Source organism: Paraburkholderia ginsengiterrae, from assembly GCF_001645125.1.
In the GTDB taxonomy this organism is placed as follows: domain Bacteria; phylum Pseudomonadota; class Gammaproteobacteria; order Burkholderiales; family Burkholderiaceae; genus Paraburkholderia; species Paraburkholderia ginsengiterrae.
Window position 1 is genome coordinate 117514 of sequence record NZ_LXKA01000022.1, and the last position, 19081, is coordinate 136594.

Annotated in this window: 18 protein-coding genes and 1 riboswitch; of the genes, 13 read left to right on the forward strand and 5 right to left on the reverse strand. The window is 64.6% G+C overall.

Annotated elements, in window-relative coordinates; all coding sequences use genetic code 11:
• Positions 1-4 precede the first annotated feature (4 nt).
• Complete coding sequence (locus A6V37_RS01605) at positions 5-718, forward strand: MIP/aquaporin family protein (protein WP_064268807.1); 714 nt, start codon at positions 5-7, stop codon at positions 716-718.
• A 211-nt stretch (positions 719-929) separates the two neighbouring features.
• On the forward strand, positions 930-1616 hold the full coding sequence (locus tag A6V37_RS01610) for an HAD family hydrolase (protein WP_064268808.1): 687 nt from the start codon (positions 930-932) through the stop codon (positions 1614-1616).
• 111 nt (positions 1617-1727) lie between these two features.
• Here A6V37_RS01610 and ribB read toward each other — a convergent pair whose 3' ends face one another.
• The 3 genes from ribB to A6V37_RS01625 form a co-directional block, all read right to left on the reverse strand.
• On the reverse strand, positions 1728-2447 hold the full coding sequence (gene ribB / locus A6V37_RS01615) for a 3,4-dihydroxy-2-butanone-4-phosphate synthase (RefSeq protein ID WP_064268809.1): 720 nt from the start codon (positions 2445-2447) through the stop codon (positions 1728-1730).
• Positions 2448-2594: 147 nt separating this feature from the next.
• A riboswitch (FMN riboswitch) is annotated at positions 2595-2823 on the reverse strand.
• Between the two features lie 103 nt (positions 2824-2926).
• A complete protein-coding gene (locus A6V37_RS01620; protein ID WP_064268810.1) occupies positions 2927-3619 on the reverse strand; it encodes a helix-turn-helix domain-containing protein in 693 nt (230 codons plus the stop codon).
• Positions 3620-3781: 162 nt separating this feature from the next.
• A complete protein-coding gene (locus tag A6V37_RS01625) occupies positions 3782-4948 on the reverse strand; it encodes an MFS transporter (RefSeq protein WP_064268811.1) in 1167 nt (388 codons plus the stop codon).
• A 175-nt stretch (positions 4949-5123) separates the two neighbouring features.
• Here A6V37_RS01625 and A6V37_RS01630 point away from each other — a divergent pair, with 175 nt between their 5' ends.
• The 7 genes from A6V37_RS01630 (at position 5124) to lnt (ending at position 12898) form a co-directional block, all read left to right on the forward strand.
• Positions 5124-6107 (forward strand): LysR family transcriptional regulator, encoded by a 984-nt coding sequence (locus A6V37_RS01630; protein ID WP_064285722.1) that lies wholly within the window; start codon positions 5124-5126, stop codon positions 6105-6107.
• A gap of 222 nt (positions 6108-6329) precedes the next feature.
• The gene (gene miaB, locus A6V37_RS01635; protein WP_064268813.1) at positions 6330-7703 is read left to right on the forward strand and encodes a tRNA (N6-isopentenyl adenosine(37)-C2)-methylthiotransferase MiaB; all 1374 of its coding nucleotides are present in this window, start codon (positions 6330-6332) and stop codon (positions 7701-7703) included.
• 45 nt (positions 7704-7748) lie between these two features.
• Entirely contained in the window at positions 7749-8828 is a 1080-nt protein-coding gene (locus A6V37_RS01640; RefSeq protein ID WP_064268814.1) for a PhoH family protein, read from the forward strand.
• Between the two features lie 36 nt (positions 8829-8864).
• Positions 8865-9326 (forward strand): rRNA maturation RNase YbeY, encoded by a 462-nt coding sequence (gene ybeY / locus A6V37_RS01645; RefSeq protein ID WP_064268815.1) that lies wholly within the window; start codon positions 8865-8867, stop codon positions 9324-9326.
• A gap of 71 nt (positions 9327-9397) precedes the next feature.
• On the forward strand, positions 9398-10063 hold the full coding sequence (locus A6V37_RS01650) for a gamma-glutamylcyclotransferase (protein ID WP_064268816.1): 666 nt from the start codon (positions 9398-9400) through the stop codon (positions 10061-10063).
• Positions 10064-10240: 177 nt separating this feature from the next.
• Positions 10241-11134, forward strand: a complete 894-nt coding sequence (locus tag A6V37_RS01655; protein WP_064268817.1) for an HlyC/CorC family transporter — start codon at positions 10241-10243, stop codon at positions 11132-11134.
• Positions 11135-11194: 60 nt separating this feature from the next.
• The gene (gene lnt, locus A6V37_RS01660; RefSeq protein WP_064268818.1) at positions 11195-12898 is read left to right on the forward strand and encodes an apolipoprotein N-acyltransferase; all 1704 of its coding nucleotides are present in this window, start codon (positions 11195-11197) and stop codon (positions 12896-12898) included.
• 135 nt (positions 12899-13033) lie between these two features.
• Here the strand turns inward: lnt and loiP are convergent, their stop codons facing one another.
• Entirely contained in the window at positions 13034-13792 is a 759-nt protein-coding gene (loiP, locus tag A6V37_RS01665) for a metalloprotease LoiP (protein ID WP_064268928.1), read from the reverse strand.
• A 200-nt stretch (positions 13793-13992) separates the two neighbouring features.
• Entirely contained in the window at positions 13993-14607 is a 615-nt protein-coding gene (locus tag A6V37_RS01670) for a glutathione S-transferase C-terminal domain-containing protein (RefSeq protein ID WP_207547637.1), read from the reverse strand.
• Positions 14608-14825: 218 nt separating this feature from the next.
• On the opposite strand from A6V37_RS01670, the gene A6V37_RS01675 reads away from it, so the two are divergent.
• The 4 genes from A6V37_RS01675 to A6V37_RS01690 all read left to right on the forward strand — a co-directional run bounded on the left by A6V37_RS01675 (position 14826) and on the right by A6V37_RS01690 (position 19081).
• Entirely contained in the window at positions 14826-16232 is a 1407-nt protein-coding gene (locus A6V37_RS01675) for an aminopeptidase P N-terminal domain-containing protein (protein WP_064285724.1), read from the forward strand.
• A 6-nt stretch (positions 16233-16238) separates the two neighbouring features.
• Positions 16239-17561 carry a UbiH/UbiF/VisC/COQ6 family ubiquinone biosynthesis hydroxylase gene (locus tag A6V37_RS01680; RefSeq protein ID WP_064285708.1) on the forward strand — a complete coding sequence of 441 codons (1323 nt, stop codon included), beginning with the start codon at positions 16239-16241 and terminating at the stop codon, positions 17559-17561.
• Between the two features lie 228 nt (positions 17562-17789).
• On the forward strand, positions 17790-18851 hold the full coding sequence (dusB, locus tag A6V37_RS01685) for a tRNA dihydrouridine synthase DusB (protein ID WP_064268821.1): 1062 nt from the start codon (positions 17790-17792) through the stop codon (positions 18849-18851).
• Complete coding sequence (locus A6V37_RS01690; RefSeq protein WP_007180440.1) at positions 18848-19081, forward strand: Fis family transcriptional regulator; 234 nt, start codon at positions 18848-18850, stop codon at positions 19079-19081. Before dusB ends, A6V37_RS01690 begins: the two co-directional genes overlap by 4 nt.

Here is a 19081-nt window from a genome sequence, read left to right on the forward strand (position 1 = left end):
AACAATGTCTCCTTACATTGCGGAATTTATCGGCACCGCGCTGCTGGTGCTGCTCGGCAACGGCGCGGTCGCCAACGTGCTGCTGGCGCGTACCAAAGGCAAGGGCGCGGACCTGATCGTGATCGTGATGGGCTGGGCGATGGCCGTGTTCATCGCCGTGTACGTCACTGCGTCGTACAGCGGCGCGCACCTGAATCCTGTCGTGACGGTCAGCCTCGCACTGGCGGGCAAGTTCGCGTGGGCCAAGGTGCCCGGCTACGTCGCCTCGCAGATGCTCGGCGGTATGGCGGGCGCGCTGCTCGTGTGGATCGCGTATCGTCAGCACTTTGCGAAAGAAGGCGATGCCGACGTGAAGCTCGGCGTATTCTGCACGTCGCCTGCGATTCGCAGCGTGCCGCATAACCTGCTCACCGAAATGATCGCGACGTTCGTGCTGATCCTCGGCGTGTTGTACCTGGCCTCGCCGCAAGTTGGTCTGGGCGCGCTCGACGCGCTGCCGGTCGGCCTGCTCGTGCTCGGCATCGGTATTTCGCTCGGCGGCCCGACCGGCTATGCGATGAGCCCCGCACGCGATCTGTCGCCGCGTCTGATGCATGCGCTGCTGCCGATTCCGGGCAAGCGCGACAGCGACTGGCGTTATTCGTGGATTCCGGTGTGCGGCCCGCTGCTGGGCGGCGCACTGGCAACGGCGCTGTATCTGTACCTGCACGCGCATTGATCGTGTGGCTGCATAGGCCGCATCGCCTCGTTGCGGCGCGCGCCTGATTGTGCGTTGAGCACGCTGAACGAGTGCTCAACGCGCAATCAGACGCGAACGGAAAGCGCGGGCGCCGCTCAGGCGGCGCCAAAGCACGTATCATATTGCTTTCAATCACCGCGCATGAGCATGCAGTCCACTCGCCCATGCGCTCCGCTTTCTGTTTTCAGGCATGATCGACCACCTCATCTGTGACTGCGACGGCGTGCTCGTCGACAGCGAAATCATCGCTGACCGCGTAATGTTCGACACGCTGAGCACCACCTTCCCCGGCCTCGACTTCGCACCCATCGTCAAAACGGCCTTTGGCCAGCAGACCTCGCGTTTTCTGGAAAGCATCGAGAAATCGTTCGACATCACGCTGCCCGAGAATTTTTTCGACACCATCGAGCACAACGTCGAGCTCGAGCTCGCCGCCTCGCTGAGCCCGATCAACGGCGTGCGCGAAGCGCTGCAACGTGTCACGTTGCCGGCCGCTGTCGTCTCCAACAGCCGGATGACGCGTGTGACCGCGTCGGTGCGGCGCGCGGGTTTGCAGCAGATTTTCGGTGAGCGGATTTTCAGCGCCGAACAGGTCGCCCGGCCAAAGCCTTACCCCGACGTTTATCTGTTCGCCGCGAAGACACTCGGTGTGGAGCCGTCGCGCTGCATCGTGGTGGAAGACAGCGTAGCGGGACTGAACGCGGCGCGCGCGGCGGGTATGAAGACGATCGCCTTCGTCGGCGCGAGCCACATTCCCGACGGCTACGCGGACGCGCTACGCAAGATGGGCATGACACGCATCATGCAGCATATGGACGAACTGCCCGCGTTGGTCGAAGCCGGCGTGCGCGGCGAGTTCGGCGACGTTCAGTCGTAGCCGCTCACCGCCGCGGCAATAAAAGACCGGCTGCGCGCGCAGCCGGTCTTCCTTCAGGTAAGCGCGGCACACGGATGAAACTCCCGCCGTGCGCCACGCGCAGCATCGACATCAAACCTCGTCGGCCACGCACTCGCGCGCCTGCGCCAGCGCCTGACGAAACTCCACCAACTCGGCAATGGTCAGCATCGGCAGATTGTGTTGCGCGGCGAAGCGTTCCACCTCCGCGCCGCGCGTCATCGTGCCGTCCGGGTTCATCAGTTCGCACAGCACGCCGGCCGGCTTCAGACCCGCGAGAATCGCCAGATCCACCGTGCCTTCGGTGTGCCCGCGCCGCGCCAGCACGCCACCGGGCTGCGCACGCAACGGAAACACGTGGCCCGGGCGCACGATGTCGGCGGGCTTGGCCGTATCGGCAATCGCGGCGCGAATCGTCGTGACGCGATCGAGCGCCGACACGCCGGTGGTCACGCCGTCGCGTGCTTCGATCGAAACCGTGAACGCGGTGCCGTGACGGCTTTCATTGTTGACGGCCATGGGCGGCAGTTCGAGCGCGCGGATCTTATCGTCGGGCAGGCACAGACACACGATGCCGCTGCATTCGCGAATCAGCAGCGCCATGGTTTCAACGGAAAGACGCTCGGCGGAAACGATCAGATCGGCTTCGTTCTCGCGGTCGTGATCGTCCTGGAGAACGACGGCACGGCCATCGCGCATGGCTTGCAACGCGGCGGCGATACGCGGCGGAACGGGTTCGGTGTCGAGCAGCGGGAGATCGAGGAATGCGGAGTCCACATCCACCGACGGAGCAGGAAAAGTAACAAAGGACATAGTTGAAACGCTCATCGCAAAAGTTGGGCGAGAAACGTTTCAGGGCATTGCAAACAGACAAAGACGCGCCTTCGAACGCCGCGCAAAACGGCGCTCGCGCACCGCCCGGACTGGCAGGCGGCGCCAAGGAAACGAACATGACTATCTGCACATCTTCTTCCATCCGGACTCTGACCGTCGGCTCTGGCTTCTCACCAGATCTGCTGACCCCATGTCGACCAGAGTTAGCGCTTAAGCGCTTACTCTGGTCCCATGCAACGTAGTTGCACAGGTCCCAATAAACGGACTACGTGGGCGCTCGCGGGCTCACCGGCTCACGCTCTCGCGTTGCCGGCATACCGCCGGTGGGGAATTTCACCCCGCCCTGAAGACGCACTGATTACCGGATTAACCGGCTGGCAAAGCATACAGCAGTCGCAAAAAACCTGCAGCGCAGCCCCTACTGGGCAAATGGACCCTGCAATTGCAGGCCCATTCGATCAAACCGGCGTAGCCTCGCGCGCCGCCTCGTGGTGGGCGGTGGGCACATCCCAGCGCGGCGGCGTCTCCGCCCTCAGCGTGACGCGAAACGCGCGCGCTTCGGTGTCGCCTGGATTGCGCAGGCTATGCGGCTGGTCGGCGTCGAACACGATCGCGTCGCCCGTGGCCAGCAATTGGCGCTGATCGTGCACGCTGACTTCCAGCGTGCCTTCGCTAACCACCAGATTCACCGTCGTGCCGGGCGCGCGGCGCGTGCCGGTTTCGGTGTGCAAGGGCGCGATGCGCAATTCGTGAAACTCTGCGGCGGTCGGCTCGCTGTCGGGATAAAGCGGCCGGGCTGAATAACGCCCGTTCGAACTGACGACACGCGACGAGCGTTCCGCCGGCAAATGCTCGAAACCGTTGGTCGCGTGACGCCGCAAGAACGCCGCCACCGACACCTTCAACGCCGCCGCCACTTTGCACAGCACCTTGATGGACGGCACGCTGCGCGCCGATTCGATCTGCGCGAGCATCGCGCGCGACACACCCGACGCGCGGGCCAATGCATCGAGCGACAGTTGCCGTTCGGCGCGCAAGCGCGCGAGATTCACGCCGACCAGATGCTCCAGTGCATCGAAGGGTTCGGCGGCACGCGGCGACGCATCGGTATCGGCCGCGGGATCGCGAACCAGCGCAAGCGGAGAATGCATGTTTGCCTCCAGAAGCACCGCCGGTCGGCGGGCAAGCAGTTAGTGGAAGCAAGATAGCATTGCGCCCCGCCGCGCCCAACGAAGTTATCTTCACACTGTTATCAGCATTGCGGAGGACGTCTTTCGCAATGCTTGTCCGCGTTTTTCATAAGGCACCCGCACTCAGGCGCGCTGCGCCACCGTCGCCGCCGGGGCGTCCGCACGCGCGGCAAACCACGTGAGCAGCAAGGCCGCCACGCTGACCGCGGCGGCGACCCACGGCAAGGTATCGAGCGAATGACCGTGACCGATCACGAGACCACCGAGCCACGCGCCGCCCGCATTGCCGACATTGAACGCGCCGATATTCAGCGTGCTGGCCAGATTCGGCGCCGCGGCGGCCTTTTCAACCACGCGCATCTGCAATGGCGGCACGGTCGCGAACGCCGCAATGCCCCACACGAAGATCGTCACCGCCGCGCCCACCTGCGAATGACTGGTGCGCGCGAAGATCGCCATCACCACCGCGAGCGCGGCCAGAATGCCCATCAGCGAAGGCATCAGCGCGCGGTCCGCGAGCTTGCCGCCCACCGTATTGCCAACCGTCAGGCCCACGCCGAACAGCACCAGAATCAGCGTGACGCCACGCGGCGAGAAACCGCTCACCTGTTCCAGAATCGGCGCGATATACGTAAATACGACGAACACGCCGCCGAAGCCGAGCACCGTCATCGCGAGTGCGGTCCAGACTTGCGGGTCCTTCAGCACGCGCACTTCATGGCCGAGACCGACCGGCCCGGCATCGTGGCGATTCGGCACCAGCGCCGTGATGCCCGCGAGCGACAGCAAGCCGAACGCACTGACGATCCAGAACGCCGCGCGCCAGCCGAACTCCTGGCCGATGAACGTGCCGAATGGCACGCCGAGCACGTTCGCGAGCGTGAGTCCGGTGAACATCAGCGCGATCGCGCTCGCGCGCTTCTCGGCCGGCACCAGCGAAGCCGCCACCACCGCGCCGATGCCGAAGAACGACCCATGCGCGAAAGACGTCACCACGCGCGCGACCATCAGCACGGAATAGTCCGAGGCGAGCGCACACAGCGTATTGCCGACAATGAACACGCCCATCAGCAACTGCAACGCCAGCTTGCGCGGCATCTTGCTGGTCAGCACCGCGAGCAGCGGCGCGCCGACCGCGACGCCGAGCGCATAGCCGCTCACCAGCAGCCCCGCCGACGGGATCGACACGGCCAGATCGCGCGCGACCTCGGGCAACAGGCCCATGATGACGAATTCCGTCGTGCCGATCGCGAAGGCGCTGATGGCTAGCGCCAGTAATGGAATGGGCATTTTTAACTCCGGGTTCGGGCGTTGCGCCAACCGCCGGTTCGCAGCCAACCGACGGCGAAAAGCGGCAAAAGGCGCAGTACTAGGGTTTACGATGAATGAATTGTCGAGCTTGGACGCCGATTTGATAATTGGCGTAGCATTTGAATGATTTTCAAATATCTTTTGAAAGATCATGATGGACAACCTCGGCGATATCCGCCTGTTTGTCGAAGCAGCGCAGCAAGTCAGCCTGTCGGCGGCGGGCCGCAAGATGGGTTTGACGCCGGCCGCCGCGAGCGCGCCCCTCGCCAAACTCGAAGCCGCGCTGAAAACGCGCCTGTTCGACCGCACCACCCGCCAGTTGCGGCTCACCGACGAGGGCCGCCTCTACCTGAACTGCTGCCGTCAGGCGCTGCAGTCGCTCGACGACGCCGAAGCCGCGCTGCAAGCCGGCCAGGGCGTGGTGCGCGGCAAGGTGCGCCTGTCGGCGACCTCGGATTTCGGCCGCAATCTGCTGGTGCACTGGCTCGACGAATTCAACGCGCTCTACCCGGAAGTCACCTTCGCGCTGACGCTGTCGGACTCGCTGTCGAATCTGGTGCAGGAAGACATCGATCTGGCGATCCGCTTCGGCGTGCCGCAGGACAGTTCGCTCGTCGCCCGCCGGCTGGCGCCGAACCGGCGCGTGCTCTGCGCGTCGCCGGCTTACATCGCGCGCAAGGGCACGCCGAAGGACCCGCACGATCTGGCGAATTTCGATTGCATCGTGCTGGGCACGGCGTCCGGGCCGGTGAACGAGTGGCGCTTCACGCGCGGCGACGAGGTGCAGCACTACACCGTCCCGCTCGACACCGCCCGCGAGACCAACGACGGCGCGCTCGCCCGGGAATGGGCGCTGCGCGGCTACGGCATCGTGATCAAGTCGATGTGGGACGTGGAAGCGGATCTGCGCGCCGACGGCCTGAAAGTCCTGCTGCCGCAATGGCGCTACCCGGACGCGCCGCTGCACGCGCTCTATCACCGCAACCGTTTCATGGCGCCGCGCGTGCGCGCGCTGCTGGACTTCCTGAGCGAACGCTTCGCGCAGGTGTCGGACGAACTGGAACGCCTGTTGGGCTTGCCGCCAGAGCACTCAGACAGCAAGGCGGGGCCGGAAACCGCGTCGCGTGAAGCGCTATAATATTGAGCTACGCTGCAACCGTGCCGCGGAACCGGCCTCAGGCTCGGCCCGGGAACCGGCCGCACCAGGCGGCCCCACTGGCGGCCCAACCCGTGGCTTAAAGCGCCGCCTGTCGGCTCCAGGGCGGCATGCCGCCCACCTGCCCGCACGCCGCCGGCACGTTGCGCCTCTTCACCTTTTAAACGACGCCCCCAGGTTAACCACTGCGACCGGCGAAATTCGATGACCAAGAAAGTTTATGTAAAGACCTTTGGCTGCCAGATGAACGAGTACGACTCCGACAAGATGGTCGACGTACTCGGTGCGGCTGAAGGACTCGTCAAGACCGACACGCCCGAAGACGCGGACGTCATTCTGTTCAATACCTGTTCGGTACGCGAAAAAGCGCAGGAGAAAGTCTTCTCCGACCTCGGCCGCGTGCGCGAACTGAAGGAAGCCAATCCGGATCTGATTATCGGCGTGGGCGGTTGCGTGGCTAGCCAGGAAGGCGCCTCGATCGTCTCGCGCGCACCGTACGTCGACCTGGTGTTCGGTCCGCAAACGCTGCATCGTCTGCCGGAAATGATCGACAGGCGCCGCGCCAGCGGCCGCGCGCAAGTGGACATCTCGTTTCCGGAAATCGAAAAGTTCGATCACCTGCCGCCGGCGCGCGTCGACGGTCCGAGCGCTTTCGTCTCGATCATGGAAGGCTGCAGCAAGTACTGCAGCTACTGCGTCGTGCCGTACACGCGCGGCGAAGAAGTATCGCGCCCGCTCGACGACGTGCTGACCGAAATCGCCGGCCTCGCCGACCAGGGCGTGCGCGAAGTTACGCTGCTCGGCCAGAACGTGAACGCCTACCGCGCCGGCCTGACGCTCGGTTCGACGGAAATCGCCGACTTCGCGACGCTGATCGAATACGTCGCGGATATTCCGGGCATCGAACGGATTCGCTACACCACGTCGCATCCGAAAGAATTCACGCAGCGCCTGATCGACACCTACGCGAAGGTGCCGAAGCTCGTCAGCCACCTGCATCTGCCGGTGCAGCACGGCTCCGACCGCATCCTGATGGCCATGAAGCGCGGCTACACGGTGCTCGAATACAAGTCGGTGATCCGCAAGCTGCGCGCGATTCGCCCTGACCTGTCGCTCTCCACGGACATGATCGTCGGTTTCCCCGGCGAGACGGACGAAGACTTCGACAAGATGATGGCGCTCGTGCACGAGATGAAGTACGACACCAGCTTCTCGTTCATCTACAGCCCACGTCCCGGCACGCCCGCCGCGAATCTGCACGACGACACGCCGCGCGAAGTGAAGCTCAAGCGCCTGCAACATTTGCAGGCCACCATCGAGGAAAACGTCCAGCGCATCAGCGATTCGATGGTCGGCAAGATCGAGCGCATTCTGGTCGAGCGCCCGGCGCGCAAGGACCCGAACGAACTCGCCGGCCGCACGGAGAACAACCGCGTGGTGAATTTCCCGGCGCCGGTGGCCTCGCACGCCCGGCTGATCGGCCAGATGGTCGACGTGAAAATCGTCCATGCGTACCCCCATTCGCTGCGTGGCGAGCTCGTGCTGGTGCATGACGACACCGCTGCCACCACGCATTAAGCGGCATCACCCGCGTATCGAAACCGACAGGATCGACCCACCGCCTTGAAGACCACTCAGCAGCATCTGGAATTCACCGCACCGCGCGAAGACAACGCGCGGCTTGCCAACCTCTGCGGACCGCTCGACGAAAATCTGCGCCAGATCGAGCAGGCGCTCGACGTGACGTTGCAACGCCGTGGCCACCGCATCACGATTCGCGGGCGCGGCGCGAAACTCGCGCTCACCGCGCTCGAAAACTTCTACAACAACGCGCGCGAGCCGCTGTCGGTCGACGACATCCAGCTCGCGCTGGTGGAAGTGCGCCATCCGGCGCGCCATCGCACGAACGGCAACGGCAATGGTCATGGCGATGAAGCGGGCGACCCGCGCTTCCCGGGCAATCCCGATCATCCGTTCGACCAGCCCGCCGACGCCGGCGACGACGACCTCCAGGAACTCGGCCCGAAGCTGTACACGCGCCGCGCGGACCTGCGCGGACGCACGCCGGCGCAGCGCGAGTACCTGAAGCAGATCGTCTCGCATGACGTGACCCTCGGTGTCGGCCCGGCCGGTACCGGCAAAACCTATCTCGCGGTGGCGTGCGCGGTGGACGCGCTGGAGCGCGACCAGGTAAAGCGCATCGTGCTGACGCGTCCCGCGGTCGAAGCGGGCGAGCGGCTCGGCTTCCTGCCGGGCGATCTGGCGCAGAAGGTCGATCCGTATCTGCGTCCGCTGTACGACGCGCTGTATGACCTGCTCGGCTTCGACAAGACGGCGAAAATGTTCGAGCGGCAGATGATCGAAATCGCGCCGCTCGCCTACATGCGCGGCCGCACGCTGAACCACGCGTTCATCATTCTCGACGAGGCGCAGAACACCACGCCCGAGCAGATGAAGATGTTCCTCACGCGGATCGGCTTTGGCTCGAAGGCGGTGGTCACCGGGGACACGACCCAGATCGACTTGCCGCGCGGCCACAAGAGCGGGCTGATCGAAGCCCAGCAGGTGCTCGCCGACGTGCGCGGCATTGCGCTCACGCGTTTCACCAGCGCAGACGTGGTGCGGCATCCGCTGGTCGCGCGAATTGTGGAGGCGTACGATGCGCATTCGCAGAAAACCGCCGGTCCGGTGGATTCGCGCTGAACCACGCTCCATGATTGTGCAACCCATCGAAACCGCATGAGCCGCGCCCCGAAACTGACGTTGAATCTGCAATTTCCCGCCGCCAAGGCCTGGCCGGAACACAAGGCGCTTCTGCCGCGCGCAACGGTGGCCGGCTGGATCAAAGCGGCGCTGTTCGCGGACGGCGAACTGACGGTGCGTTTCGTCGACGCCGAAGAAGGCCGCACGCTGAACCGCACCTATCGCGGCAAGGACTATTCGACCAACGTGCTGACCTTCGCGTACGCCGAATCGGAAGACGATCCGGTGACGGGCGACCTGATCCTGTGCTGCCCGGTGGTCGAGAAAGAAGCCGCTGAGCAGGGCAAGCCGCTCGTCGCGCACTACGCCCATCTGCTGGTGCACGGCACGCTTCACGCTCAAGGCTACGACCACGAAGACGAGGAAGAAGCCGAGGAAATGGAAGCGATCGAAACGGAAATCCTCGGCAAGCTGGGCTTTCCCGACCCTTATCAATAAGCCGGCGCTTCTAGCCCTCGTCTAGCCATCTTCTGGCGCGCCGCCAACCGCAACCCCGATTCAAACTGACCGTGAGCACCTCGTCCCCTGAAGCCGATACCCGAACGCCCTGCCCGGATTACCCGCCGGTGCTCGGCGAATCACGGCTCCTGACGGACGAGGAATTGCGCGCGTCGCTCGAATGCACGCTGCGCGGCTGGGACCGCAAGAGCGATCTGTGGCTGTTCGGCTATGGATCGCTGATCTGGAACCCCGGCCTGCCCACTGTCGAGGCAACGCGCTCGAAGGTGCACGGCTATCACCGCGGACTGTACCTGTGGTCGCGCGTGAACCGCGGCACGCCCGAACAGCCGGGCCTCGTGCTCGCGCTCGACCGCGGCGGTTCGTGCAGCGGCATCGCGTTCCGACTGGCTGCCGAGGGCTCGATGCCGCATCTCGAAGCGCTCTGGCGCCGCGAAATGCCGATGGGCTCGTATCGTCCGGCATGGCTGCCTTGCGTGCTCGCCGACGGCCGGCGGGTCGACGCGCTCGCGTTCGTGATGCGCCGCGACGCGCCGAGCTACACCGGCAAGCTGCGCGACGACATCGTCAAGACCGTGCTCGGCTGCGCGAGCGGGCGCTACGGCACCACGCTCGACTACGTCAGCCGCACCGTGCATGCGCTGCGCGAAAGCGGCATGCCCGACCGCGCGCTCGAAGCGCTGCTCGAACGGTGCCGCGAGACGAGCCTCAAGTAACGCTTTTTTGCTCCAGAACGCTTTTCCGCGCGTAATCAGTTAGGATTGACCTACGCACCGCCGCCGCGGCGGAGCCGCTTCACCATCGCCCAGCCGGGCGGGACACGGTCCCGCCATGTGGCTGGTGTATCCTTAATGCTCTGCAACAGCGCGCCCAGTCTTGCCGGGCGCACTACCATGAACGACACGTATCCCAGTCGACGACAAACCGACAAACCGCAGGAAAAGCGCTCGCTCCTCGAGCGTCTGACCGACTTCATCTCGCCCGAGCCCGACTCGCGTGCCGAACTTCTGGAAATTCTGCAGGACGCTCACGAGCGCAACCTGATCGACGCCGACTCGCTGTCGATGATCGAAGGCGTGTTCCAGGTGTCCGAACTGAGCGCCCGGGACATCATGGTGCCGCGCGCACAAATGGACGCGATCAACATCGCGGACAATCCCGCCGAGTTCATCCCTTACGTGCTGGAAAAAGCGCACTCGCGCTATCCGGTCTTCGAAGGCAACCGCGACAACATCATCGGCGTGCTGCTGGCCAAAGACCTGCTGCGCTACTACGCCGAAGAAGAATTCGACGTGCGCGGCATGCTGCGCCCCGCCGTGTTCATCCCCGAATCGAAGCGCCTGAACGTGCTGCTGCATGACTTCCGTGTGAATCGCAATCACCTCGCGGTGGTGGTCGACGAATACGGCGGCGTGGCCGGTTTGATCACGATTGAAGACGTGCTGGAACAGATCGTCGGCGATATCGAAGACGAATACGATTTCGACGAGGAAAGCGGCAATATCATCGCCTCGCCCGACGGACGTTTCCGCGTGCGCGCGCTGACCGAGATCGAGCAGTTCAACGAGGCCTTCGGCACGCACTACTCCGACGAGGAAGTCGATACGATCGGCGGACTCGTCACGCATCATTTCGGGCGCGTGCCGCATCGCGGAGAAAAAGTCCGCCTCGACGACCTGATCTTCGAGATTCTGCGCGGCGACGCTCGCCAGGTTCATATGCTGCTGGTGCGCCGCGATCCGCTGGCCGGCCAGCGCGAACGCGAAGCGCAGCACGTGCAGAGCTAGGCCGGCCTCGCGCCGGTTCGCTTCTTTGCCTCCTCAACCTCTCACGCCGACCACGCAACAATGGCCGACCCGATTACTTCCCGTTCGCCTCGCGGCGTGAGCGCGTCTGCCGCCCCGGACACGCGTGGCCGCGTACTGCCCCGCTGGCATTACCTCGTCGCGCTGGCCGCGGGCGCCGCCAACACCCTGTCGTTTGCGCCGACACCGCACGGCGGCTGGCTGGAGCTCGCGATCTTCGTGTTCTTCTTCGCCTGGCTCACGCGTACCACCGGCTGGAAAAGCGCCGCGCTGACGGGAGGTGCATTTGGTTTCGGCAATTTCGTGAGCGGCGTGTGGTGGCTGTACGTCAGCATGCATTTTTACGGCGGCATGGCCGCGCCGCTCGCCGGCGCGGCTGTCGTGCTGTTCTCGCTCTATCTGGCTATCTATCCGGCATTGGCCGCCGCCATCTGGTCGTTCTGTGCCGGCCACGCGCGCAAAGGCAATGCGGTTGACGACACGCCGTTCTCGCCGACCTGGCACGGCGCGCTGGCATTCGCGAGCGCTTGGGCGATCGGCGAATGGCTGCGCGGCACGGTGTTTACCGGCTTTCCGTGGCTGGCGAGCGGCTATGCGCAGGTGGACGGCCCGTTTGCCGGATTCGCGCCGGTGGCGGGCGTGTACGGCGTCGGCTGGATGCTGGCGCTCGTGGCCGCGCTGATCGTGCAGGCACTCCTGCCGCTCATGCCTGCCAGACAATCCGGCCAGGGCGACGCCAGAAACGGCAACGGCGCGAAACCCGGCATGTCGCGCACCGTGGTGCCGGGCGCCGTAGCGCTGGCGCTCATCGTGGCCGGCCTGCTGCTGCCGCTCGCGCAGTGGACCGTACCGGCCAACGCGCCGCTGACCGTGAGGCTTCTGCAAGGCAACGTCAAGCAGGACATGAAGTTCGAGGAATCCGGCATGCGCGCCGCGATCGCCGAGTATCAGCAGATGATTACCTCGAAGCCGGCCGATCTGATCGTCACGCCGGAAACCGCCATTCCGGTCCTCGCGCAGCAATTGCCGGCGCCGTTCGCCTCGGCGGTACGCAATTTCGCGGATTCGACCGGCAGCGCGATCCTGTTCGGCGCGATCGGCGGCACGATCACGCCGGAAGGCCAGGTGATCGACTACACGAACAGCCTGTTCGGCGTAACGCCCGGCACACGCAATGTGTACCGCTACGACAAGCACCACCTTGTCCCGTTCGGCGAATTCGTGCCGTGGGGCTTTCGCTGGTTCGTCAATCTGATGAGCATTCCGCTCGGCGACTTCTTCCGCGGCGCTCCGGTGCAGAAGCCGTTCATGGTCCACAACCAGCCGGTCGCGGTCGACATCTGCTACGAGGATATTTTTGGCGAGGAGATTGCGCGCAGCATCCGCGAAAACGAGACGCCCGCCGGCGTGCTGGTCAATTCGACCAATCTCGCGTGGTTCGGCGACACGATCGCGCTCGACCAGCATCTGCAGATCGCGCGCATGCGGTCGCTGGAAACCGGCCGGCCGATGCTGCGCGCGACCAACACCGGAATGACAGCCGCCATCGACGCGAATGGCAAGGTGCTCGGACGCCTGACGCCGTACACGGTCGGCTCGCTCGACGTCACGGTGCAAGGCACCTCGGGCAACACCCCTTACGTCACGAGCGGCAACAACACGGTGCTGGCGGTTTCATTACTGCTGCTGGCATTCGGCTTTGCGTTCGGGCCGGGTATCCGGCGGCGTGGAAACGGCGGGCAATAAGTAACGACAATGCGCATTCATTTGCACACGCCGTTTGTCGCGAATGCGGCGCGGTGAAATGCGCGCCCCAAGCCCAATTAGAAAATACGCGCGCCGCTCAATACCGTCGGCGCGCGTTTCAGAACGAATCCGGCCTTACTGATTCGAAGCGATACGCTGCTGAATATGCTGCGCGCGCGCCGGCGACGACGGATGCGAACTCAACATACTCGATTTACCGCCATCCACTTGCGCGAGTTTGTTGAATGCCGTCACCAATCCCGAAGGATCGAGATGCTTCTTTTTCTGCAGGTCGAATGAATAATCGTCCGCTGCGCTTTCCTGCGCTTGCGAGAATTGCGCGTTAATCAGTTTCTCGGAGAAGTCGCCCAACTGCGAGCCCGAAAGCGCGCCTGCCACGCCACCTGCCGACGACGCCACCGAACGCATCGCCGAAGTCGCGTACGCGACCTGCATGGCTTTCTTCGTATGACCGAGTGCCACGTGGCCCATTTCATGGCCGACCACGCCGCGCACTTCCGAATCGTTCATCATGTCCATCAGACCGCTGTAGACGCGCACGCAACCATTGGCCATGGCCCATGCATTGATGTCCTTGGTGACGTACACCTTGTAGTTCACCGGCGTGCCGTTGATGTTGTCGCCCAGTTGCGCGGCAATGGTGTTCAGGCGCTTCTGATACTTGCTGTTCGCGGCGGCGATCTGGTTTTCGCTATCCAGTTGCGCGCACGATTTGTCGCTCAGTGCACGCACGTCAGTCTCGCTTAGCGTGGCGGCTTGCGTGGCCAGCTGGCCGGATTTGATCAACGCGGACGAATCGATATTGCCGACGTTCGAGCACGCGGCAAATAAGGCACAGACGGAAGCAGCAAAGGCAACGCGATAGTGTTTCATGATGGAAATCTCTGCGATGTTATTCACTTCGGTGGCAGGCCCAAAAAAAATGCGCCTGACGAGCAGGCGCATTTTTACCACGATCGAAAGCTTTAATTCATGCTTTTGAAAGAATGAATGACATCATTTTGCAAACTTGCCGACATTGCAGGCAACGCTAATCAACTCGCTGACCTCGTGCCATCCAATCAGCCGTCCACTCAGTCGGACGGCACCGTATCAATGAACGACTGGCGCAGCGAAAGCTTCTGGAAATGCTTGTCCAGATTCGGATACGGCTCGCGCCAGTTCAGTTCGGGCATGCGGAAGTCCAGATAAGCCAACGCGCAACCCACCGCGATGTCCGCCAGCGTGTAGTGATTGCTCGCGCACCACGGCTTGCTGCCCAATCCTTGCGACATCGCGATCAGACCTTCGTCGATCTTGCGCTGCTGCCGCGCGACCCACGCGTCCACACGATGCTCCGGCGACCGCTGCGTGCTTTCGAGGCGAATCAGCACGGCCGCGTCCAGCACGCCGTCGGCCAGCGCTTCCCAGCAGCGCACCTCGAGGCGCTCGCGCCCCGACTGGGGAATCAGCTTGCCGACCGGCGACAGCGTGTCCACGTATTCGCAGATCACCCGCGAGTCGAACACCGCTTCGCCGTCTTCCATCACGAGGCACGGCACCTTGCCGATCGGATTGAAGGTGTGAATCTTGGTGTCCGGCGCCCAGACGTTCTCGGGCACCAGTTCGTAGTCGATCTTCTTGTCGGCCAGCACGACCCGCGCTTTACGCACGAAGGGGCTGGCGAGCGAACCGATGAGTTTCATCATGACCATCTGCCTTTTCTTGAATCCGGCGAAAGTATAAGTGTTTGGCGGCGTGCGCGACCACTCAGTCGCGCCTTCCGGGCGCTCCGAAAGCCTTATGCAGACTCGCTGTGGACGGATTGCAACGTTGCAGCGTGCGCCTTCGCCATGACTTGCGCAGACATCCCATGCAAAATAACCCGGCGCATTGGCGCAATACCATTGGACGCTACAATCGCACGATGAACCAGCCGACCGAACCCACCATCGCCATCGACGTCTACCGCACGCGCCGCGAGCGCGTACTCGCCGCGCTGCGTGCGGCGGGTGGCGGCGTCGCCATCGTCCCGACCGCGCCGGAAGTGCTGCGCAACCGTGACGCCGATTATCCGTACCGGCACGACAGCTACTTCTACTACCTGACCGGCTTCACCGAGCCCGATGCGCTGCTGGTGCTCGATGCCAGCGCCGCGCCCGGCGAGCCGGCTTCAGTGCTGTTCTGCCGCGAGAAAAATGTCGAGCGCGAGACGTGGGAAGGTTTTCGCTTCGGCCCGGAAGGCGCACGCACGGCATTCGGCTTCGACGCCGCGTTCGCCATCGGCGAAGCGGATACGCAGCTGCCGCGGCTGCTCGCGGACAAACCGTCGCTGCACTACGCGCTCGGCACGTCGGCGAAGCTGGACGAACAGGTGCGCGGCTGGCTCGACGCCGTGCGCGCCCAGGGCCGCGGCGGCGTCGCCGCGCCGGCCACGGCACGCGATCTGGTGCCGTTGCTCGACGACATGCGGCTCACCAAGGACGACCACGAACTCGCCATCATGCGCCGCGCCGGGCAGATTTCCGCCGAGGCGCATCGCCGCGCCATGGCCGCCTGCCATCCCGGCGTGCGCGAGTACGAACTCGAAGCGGAGCTGCTGTACACATTCCGCAAGTTCGGCGCACAGGCGCCGGCGTACACGTCCATCGTCGCGGCAGGCGCCAACGCCTGCGTGCTGCACTACCCGGCCGGCAACGCGATCGCCCAGGACGGCGACCTGATCCTGATCGACGCGGCCTGCGAACTCGACGGCTACGCCTCCGACATCACCCGCACGTTCCCCGCGAACGGCCGCTTCACGCCTGCGCAGCGCGAGCTGTACGACATCGTGCTGGCCGCGCAGCAGGCCGCCATCGCCGCCACCCGCGCCGGCGCGACCTTCGACGAGCCGCACCAGGCCGCCGTGCGCGTGCTGTCGCAAGGCCTGCTCGACACGGGCATCATCGAGCGGACCAAGTTCGCCTCGGTTGACGACGTGATCGCCGAGCGCGCCTACGCCCCCTTCTATATGCACCGTACCGGCCATTGGATCGGCATGGACGTGCACGATGTCGGCGACTACCGCGAGCGCGGCGCGCCGCGCGACGAGGCGGGCGTCCTGCCATGGCGCACGCTGCAAGCCTCGATGACGCTGACCATCGAGCCGGGTCTGTACATCCGGCCGGCTGAAGGCGTCCCCGAGCGTTACTGGAACATCGGCATCCGCATCGAGGACGACGCCATCGTCACGCCGACCGGCTGTGAACTGATCACGCGCGAGGTGCCGGTGGCCGCCGCCGAGATCGAGGCGCTGATGCAGGAAGCCCGCGCGGCCCACGAAACAAGGAAGTAATTCGCGATGAACGACGTTTCACAGTCGGCGGTGATCCTGAAGCCCGCAGCGGCCGATCATTCCTTCGATTTCGACGTGACGATCGTCGGCGCCGGTCCGGTCGGGCTCGCGCTGGCCGGCTGGCTGGCGCGCCGCAGCGCGACGCAGGCGCTGAAAATCGCGCTCGTCGATGCGCGCGAACCGGAAGATTCGATCGCCGACCCGCGCGCCATCGCCGTTTCACACGGCAGCCGGATGATCCTGGAGCCGCTGCGCTGGCCCGCCAGCGCCACCGCGATCCAGAGAATTCACGTATCGCAGCGCGGCCACTTCGGCCGCACGCTGATCGACCACAGCGAACACGGCTTGCCGGCACTGGGTTACGTGCTGCGTTACGGCTCGATCGTGCACGGTCTCGCCGAGGCGGTGCATGCCACCTCCGTGCACTGGTTCCGTTCCACCTCCGCCGCGGCGCCGATTCAGGATTCCGACGGCGTCACGCTGCCGATCGAAACCGCGGGCGTCACGCGCCAATTGCGTACGCGGGTTCTCGTGAGCGCGGAAGGCGGCCTGTTCGGCGACCAGAAAGTCGACAAGCGCACCGACCAACGCGCGGACAAGCAGGCAGGCGATGGCACCGGCGAGACCGCGGGCTCACCGGCCGGCAAGCACACCGGTGGGTCATCCCGCAAACGCCCCGCCACGAACGGGACGCGCGACTACGGCCAGACCGCGCTGGTCGGCACGGTAACCGTGTCCGCCCCGCAGCCGCACGTGGCGTGGGAACGCTTCACGTCGCAAGGTCCGATCGCGCTGCTGCCCATGGGCGGCGTGCGCGGAGCGGACTACGCACTGGTCTGGTGCTGCGCGCCCGAGGAAGCCGCGCGCCGCGCGCAACTGTCCGACGAAGCGTTCCTGCGAGAACTCGACGCCGCGTTCGGCGACCGCATGGGCCGCTTCACGCAAATCGTCGGACGTGCGTCGTTCCCGCTGGGGTTGAACACGGTGGAGACGCTCGTGAAAGGCCGCGTGGTGGCGATCGGCAATGCGGCGCAAACGCTGCATCCGGTCGCGGGCCAAGGCCTGAACCTCGGTCTGCGCGACGCTCACGCGCTGGCGGACGCCCTGGCAACGGAGGGCCCCACCCCGTTTGCGCTGGCCACGTTCGCGCAACGCCGCGCGCTCGACCGGCGCATGACGATTGGCGCTACCGACACGCTCGCGCGCCTGTTCACCGTCGACTTCGCGCCGCTCGCGGTCATGCGCGGCCTCGCGCTCACGGCACTCGAATTCTTGCCGCCGGTAAAAACGGCGCTGGCCCGGCAAATGATGTTCGGACAGCGCCGCTGAGCGCACCGCACGCTCACTCCGCACTCCCCCTCTGCCCGATCTGAACAACACCGGGCGAGGGGCGCCGGCTCTATGATCCGGCACACTTTCATAGAAGATTTAATGAGTTACGACAGCCACATGTCGGGTACCGGCTAGCCGTTAACGCTAAAATGGTGGTTTTCCTTGCATTTCGCGACCACTCCGATTGACAGAAACTGAGCAATCGGCCGCGCGCACGTCCACGCCATGCCCACTCTCGGCTCTCACAATCTGCGTAATAACCTGTTCGTCGCACCCATGGCGGGTGTGACCGACCGGCCGTTCCGGCAACTGTGCAAACGGCTGGGCGCGGGCTATGCGGTGTCGGAAATGGTCGCGTCGAACGCGCAGCTGTGGAAAAGCGAGAAGACCATGCGTCGCGCCAACCACGCGGGCGAGGTCGAGCCAATCGCCGTGCAGATCGCCGGCGCCGATCCGGCCATGATGGCCGAGGCGGCCCGCTACAACGTGGCGAACGGCGCGCAGATCATCGACATCAACATGGGCTGCCCGGCCAAGAAGGTGTGCAACGTCGCGGCGGGTTCCGCCCTGTTGCAGAACGAACCGCTGGTGCAGCGCATCGTCGAGGCGGTGGTGGGCGCGGTGGGCGTCGGGCCCGACGCGGTGCCCGTCACGCTCAAGATCCGCACCGGCTGGAATCGCGACAACAAGAATGCGTTGACCATCGCGCGCCTCGCCGAAGCCGCCGGCATCTCCATGCTGACCGTGCATGGCCGCACGCGCGCCGACCTGTATCACGGCGAGGCCGAATACGAGACCATCGCCGCGGTGAAAGCGGCGGTGCGCATTCCGGTCGTGGCGAACGGCGACATCACGTCGCCGCACAAAGCGCGCGAGGTGCTTGCCGCCACCGGCGCCGACGCGATCATGATCGGCCGCGCCGCGCAGGGGCGCCCGTGGCTGTTCCGCGAGATCGAGTATTTCCTGCAAACGGGCGAGTTGCTGCCGCCGCCGCGCATCGACGAAATCCAGCAGGTGATGAACGAGCATCTCGAGGATCACTACGCCTTCTACGGCGAGTTCACGGGTGTCCGCACTGCGCGCAAGCACATCGGCTGGTACACTCGCGGCCTTTCCGGCGCCAACGTGTTCCGGCATCGCATGAATACGCTGGACACCACGCGCGAACAACTCCTCGCCGTCAACGAATTCTTCGACGCACAAAAGGCGATCTCCGACCGCCTCGTCTACGTCGATGAAACGCTCGACAACACGGGCGAGGACCCTACCGACCGACTAGCAGCATGAGCAAGAACAATATCGAACAATCTGTCCGCGACAGCCTGGGCATGTATTTCCAGGATCTCGACGGCTCCAATCCGCACGATGTCTATGACATGGTGATTTCGTGCGTGGAAAAACCCTTGCTCGAAGTGGTGCTCGAGCAGGCAGGCGGCAATCAGTCGCTGGCCGCCGAGTATCTCGGCATTAACCGCAATACGCTGCGCAAGAAGCTGCAACAGCACGGTTTGTTGTAG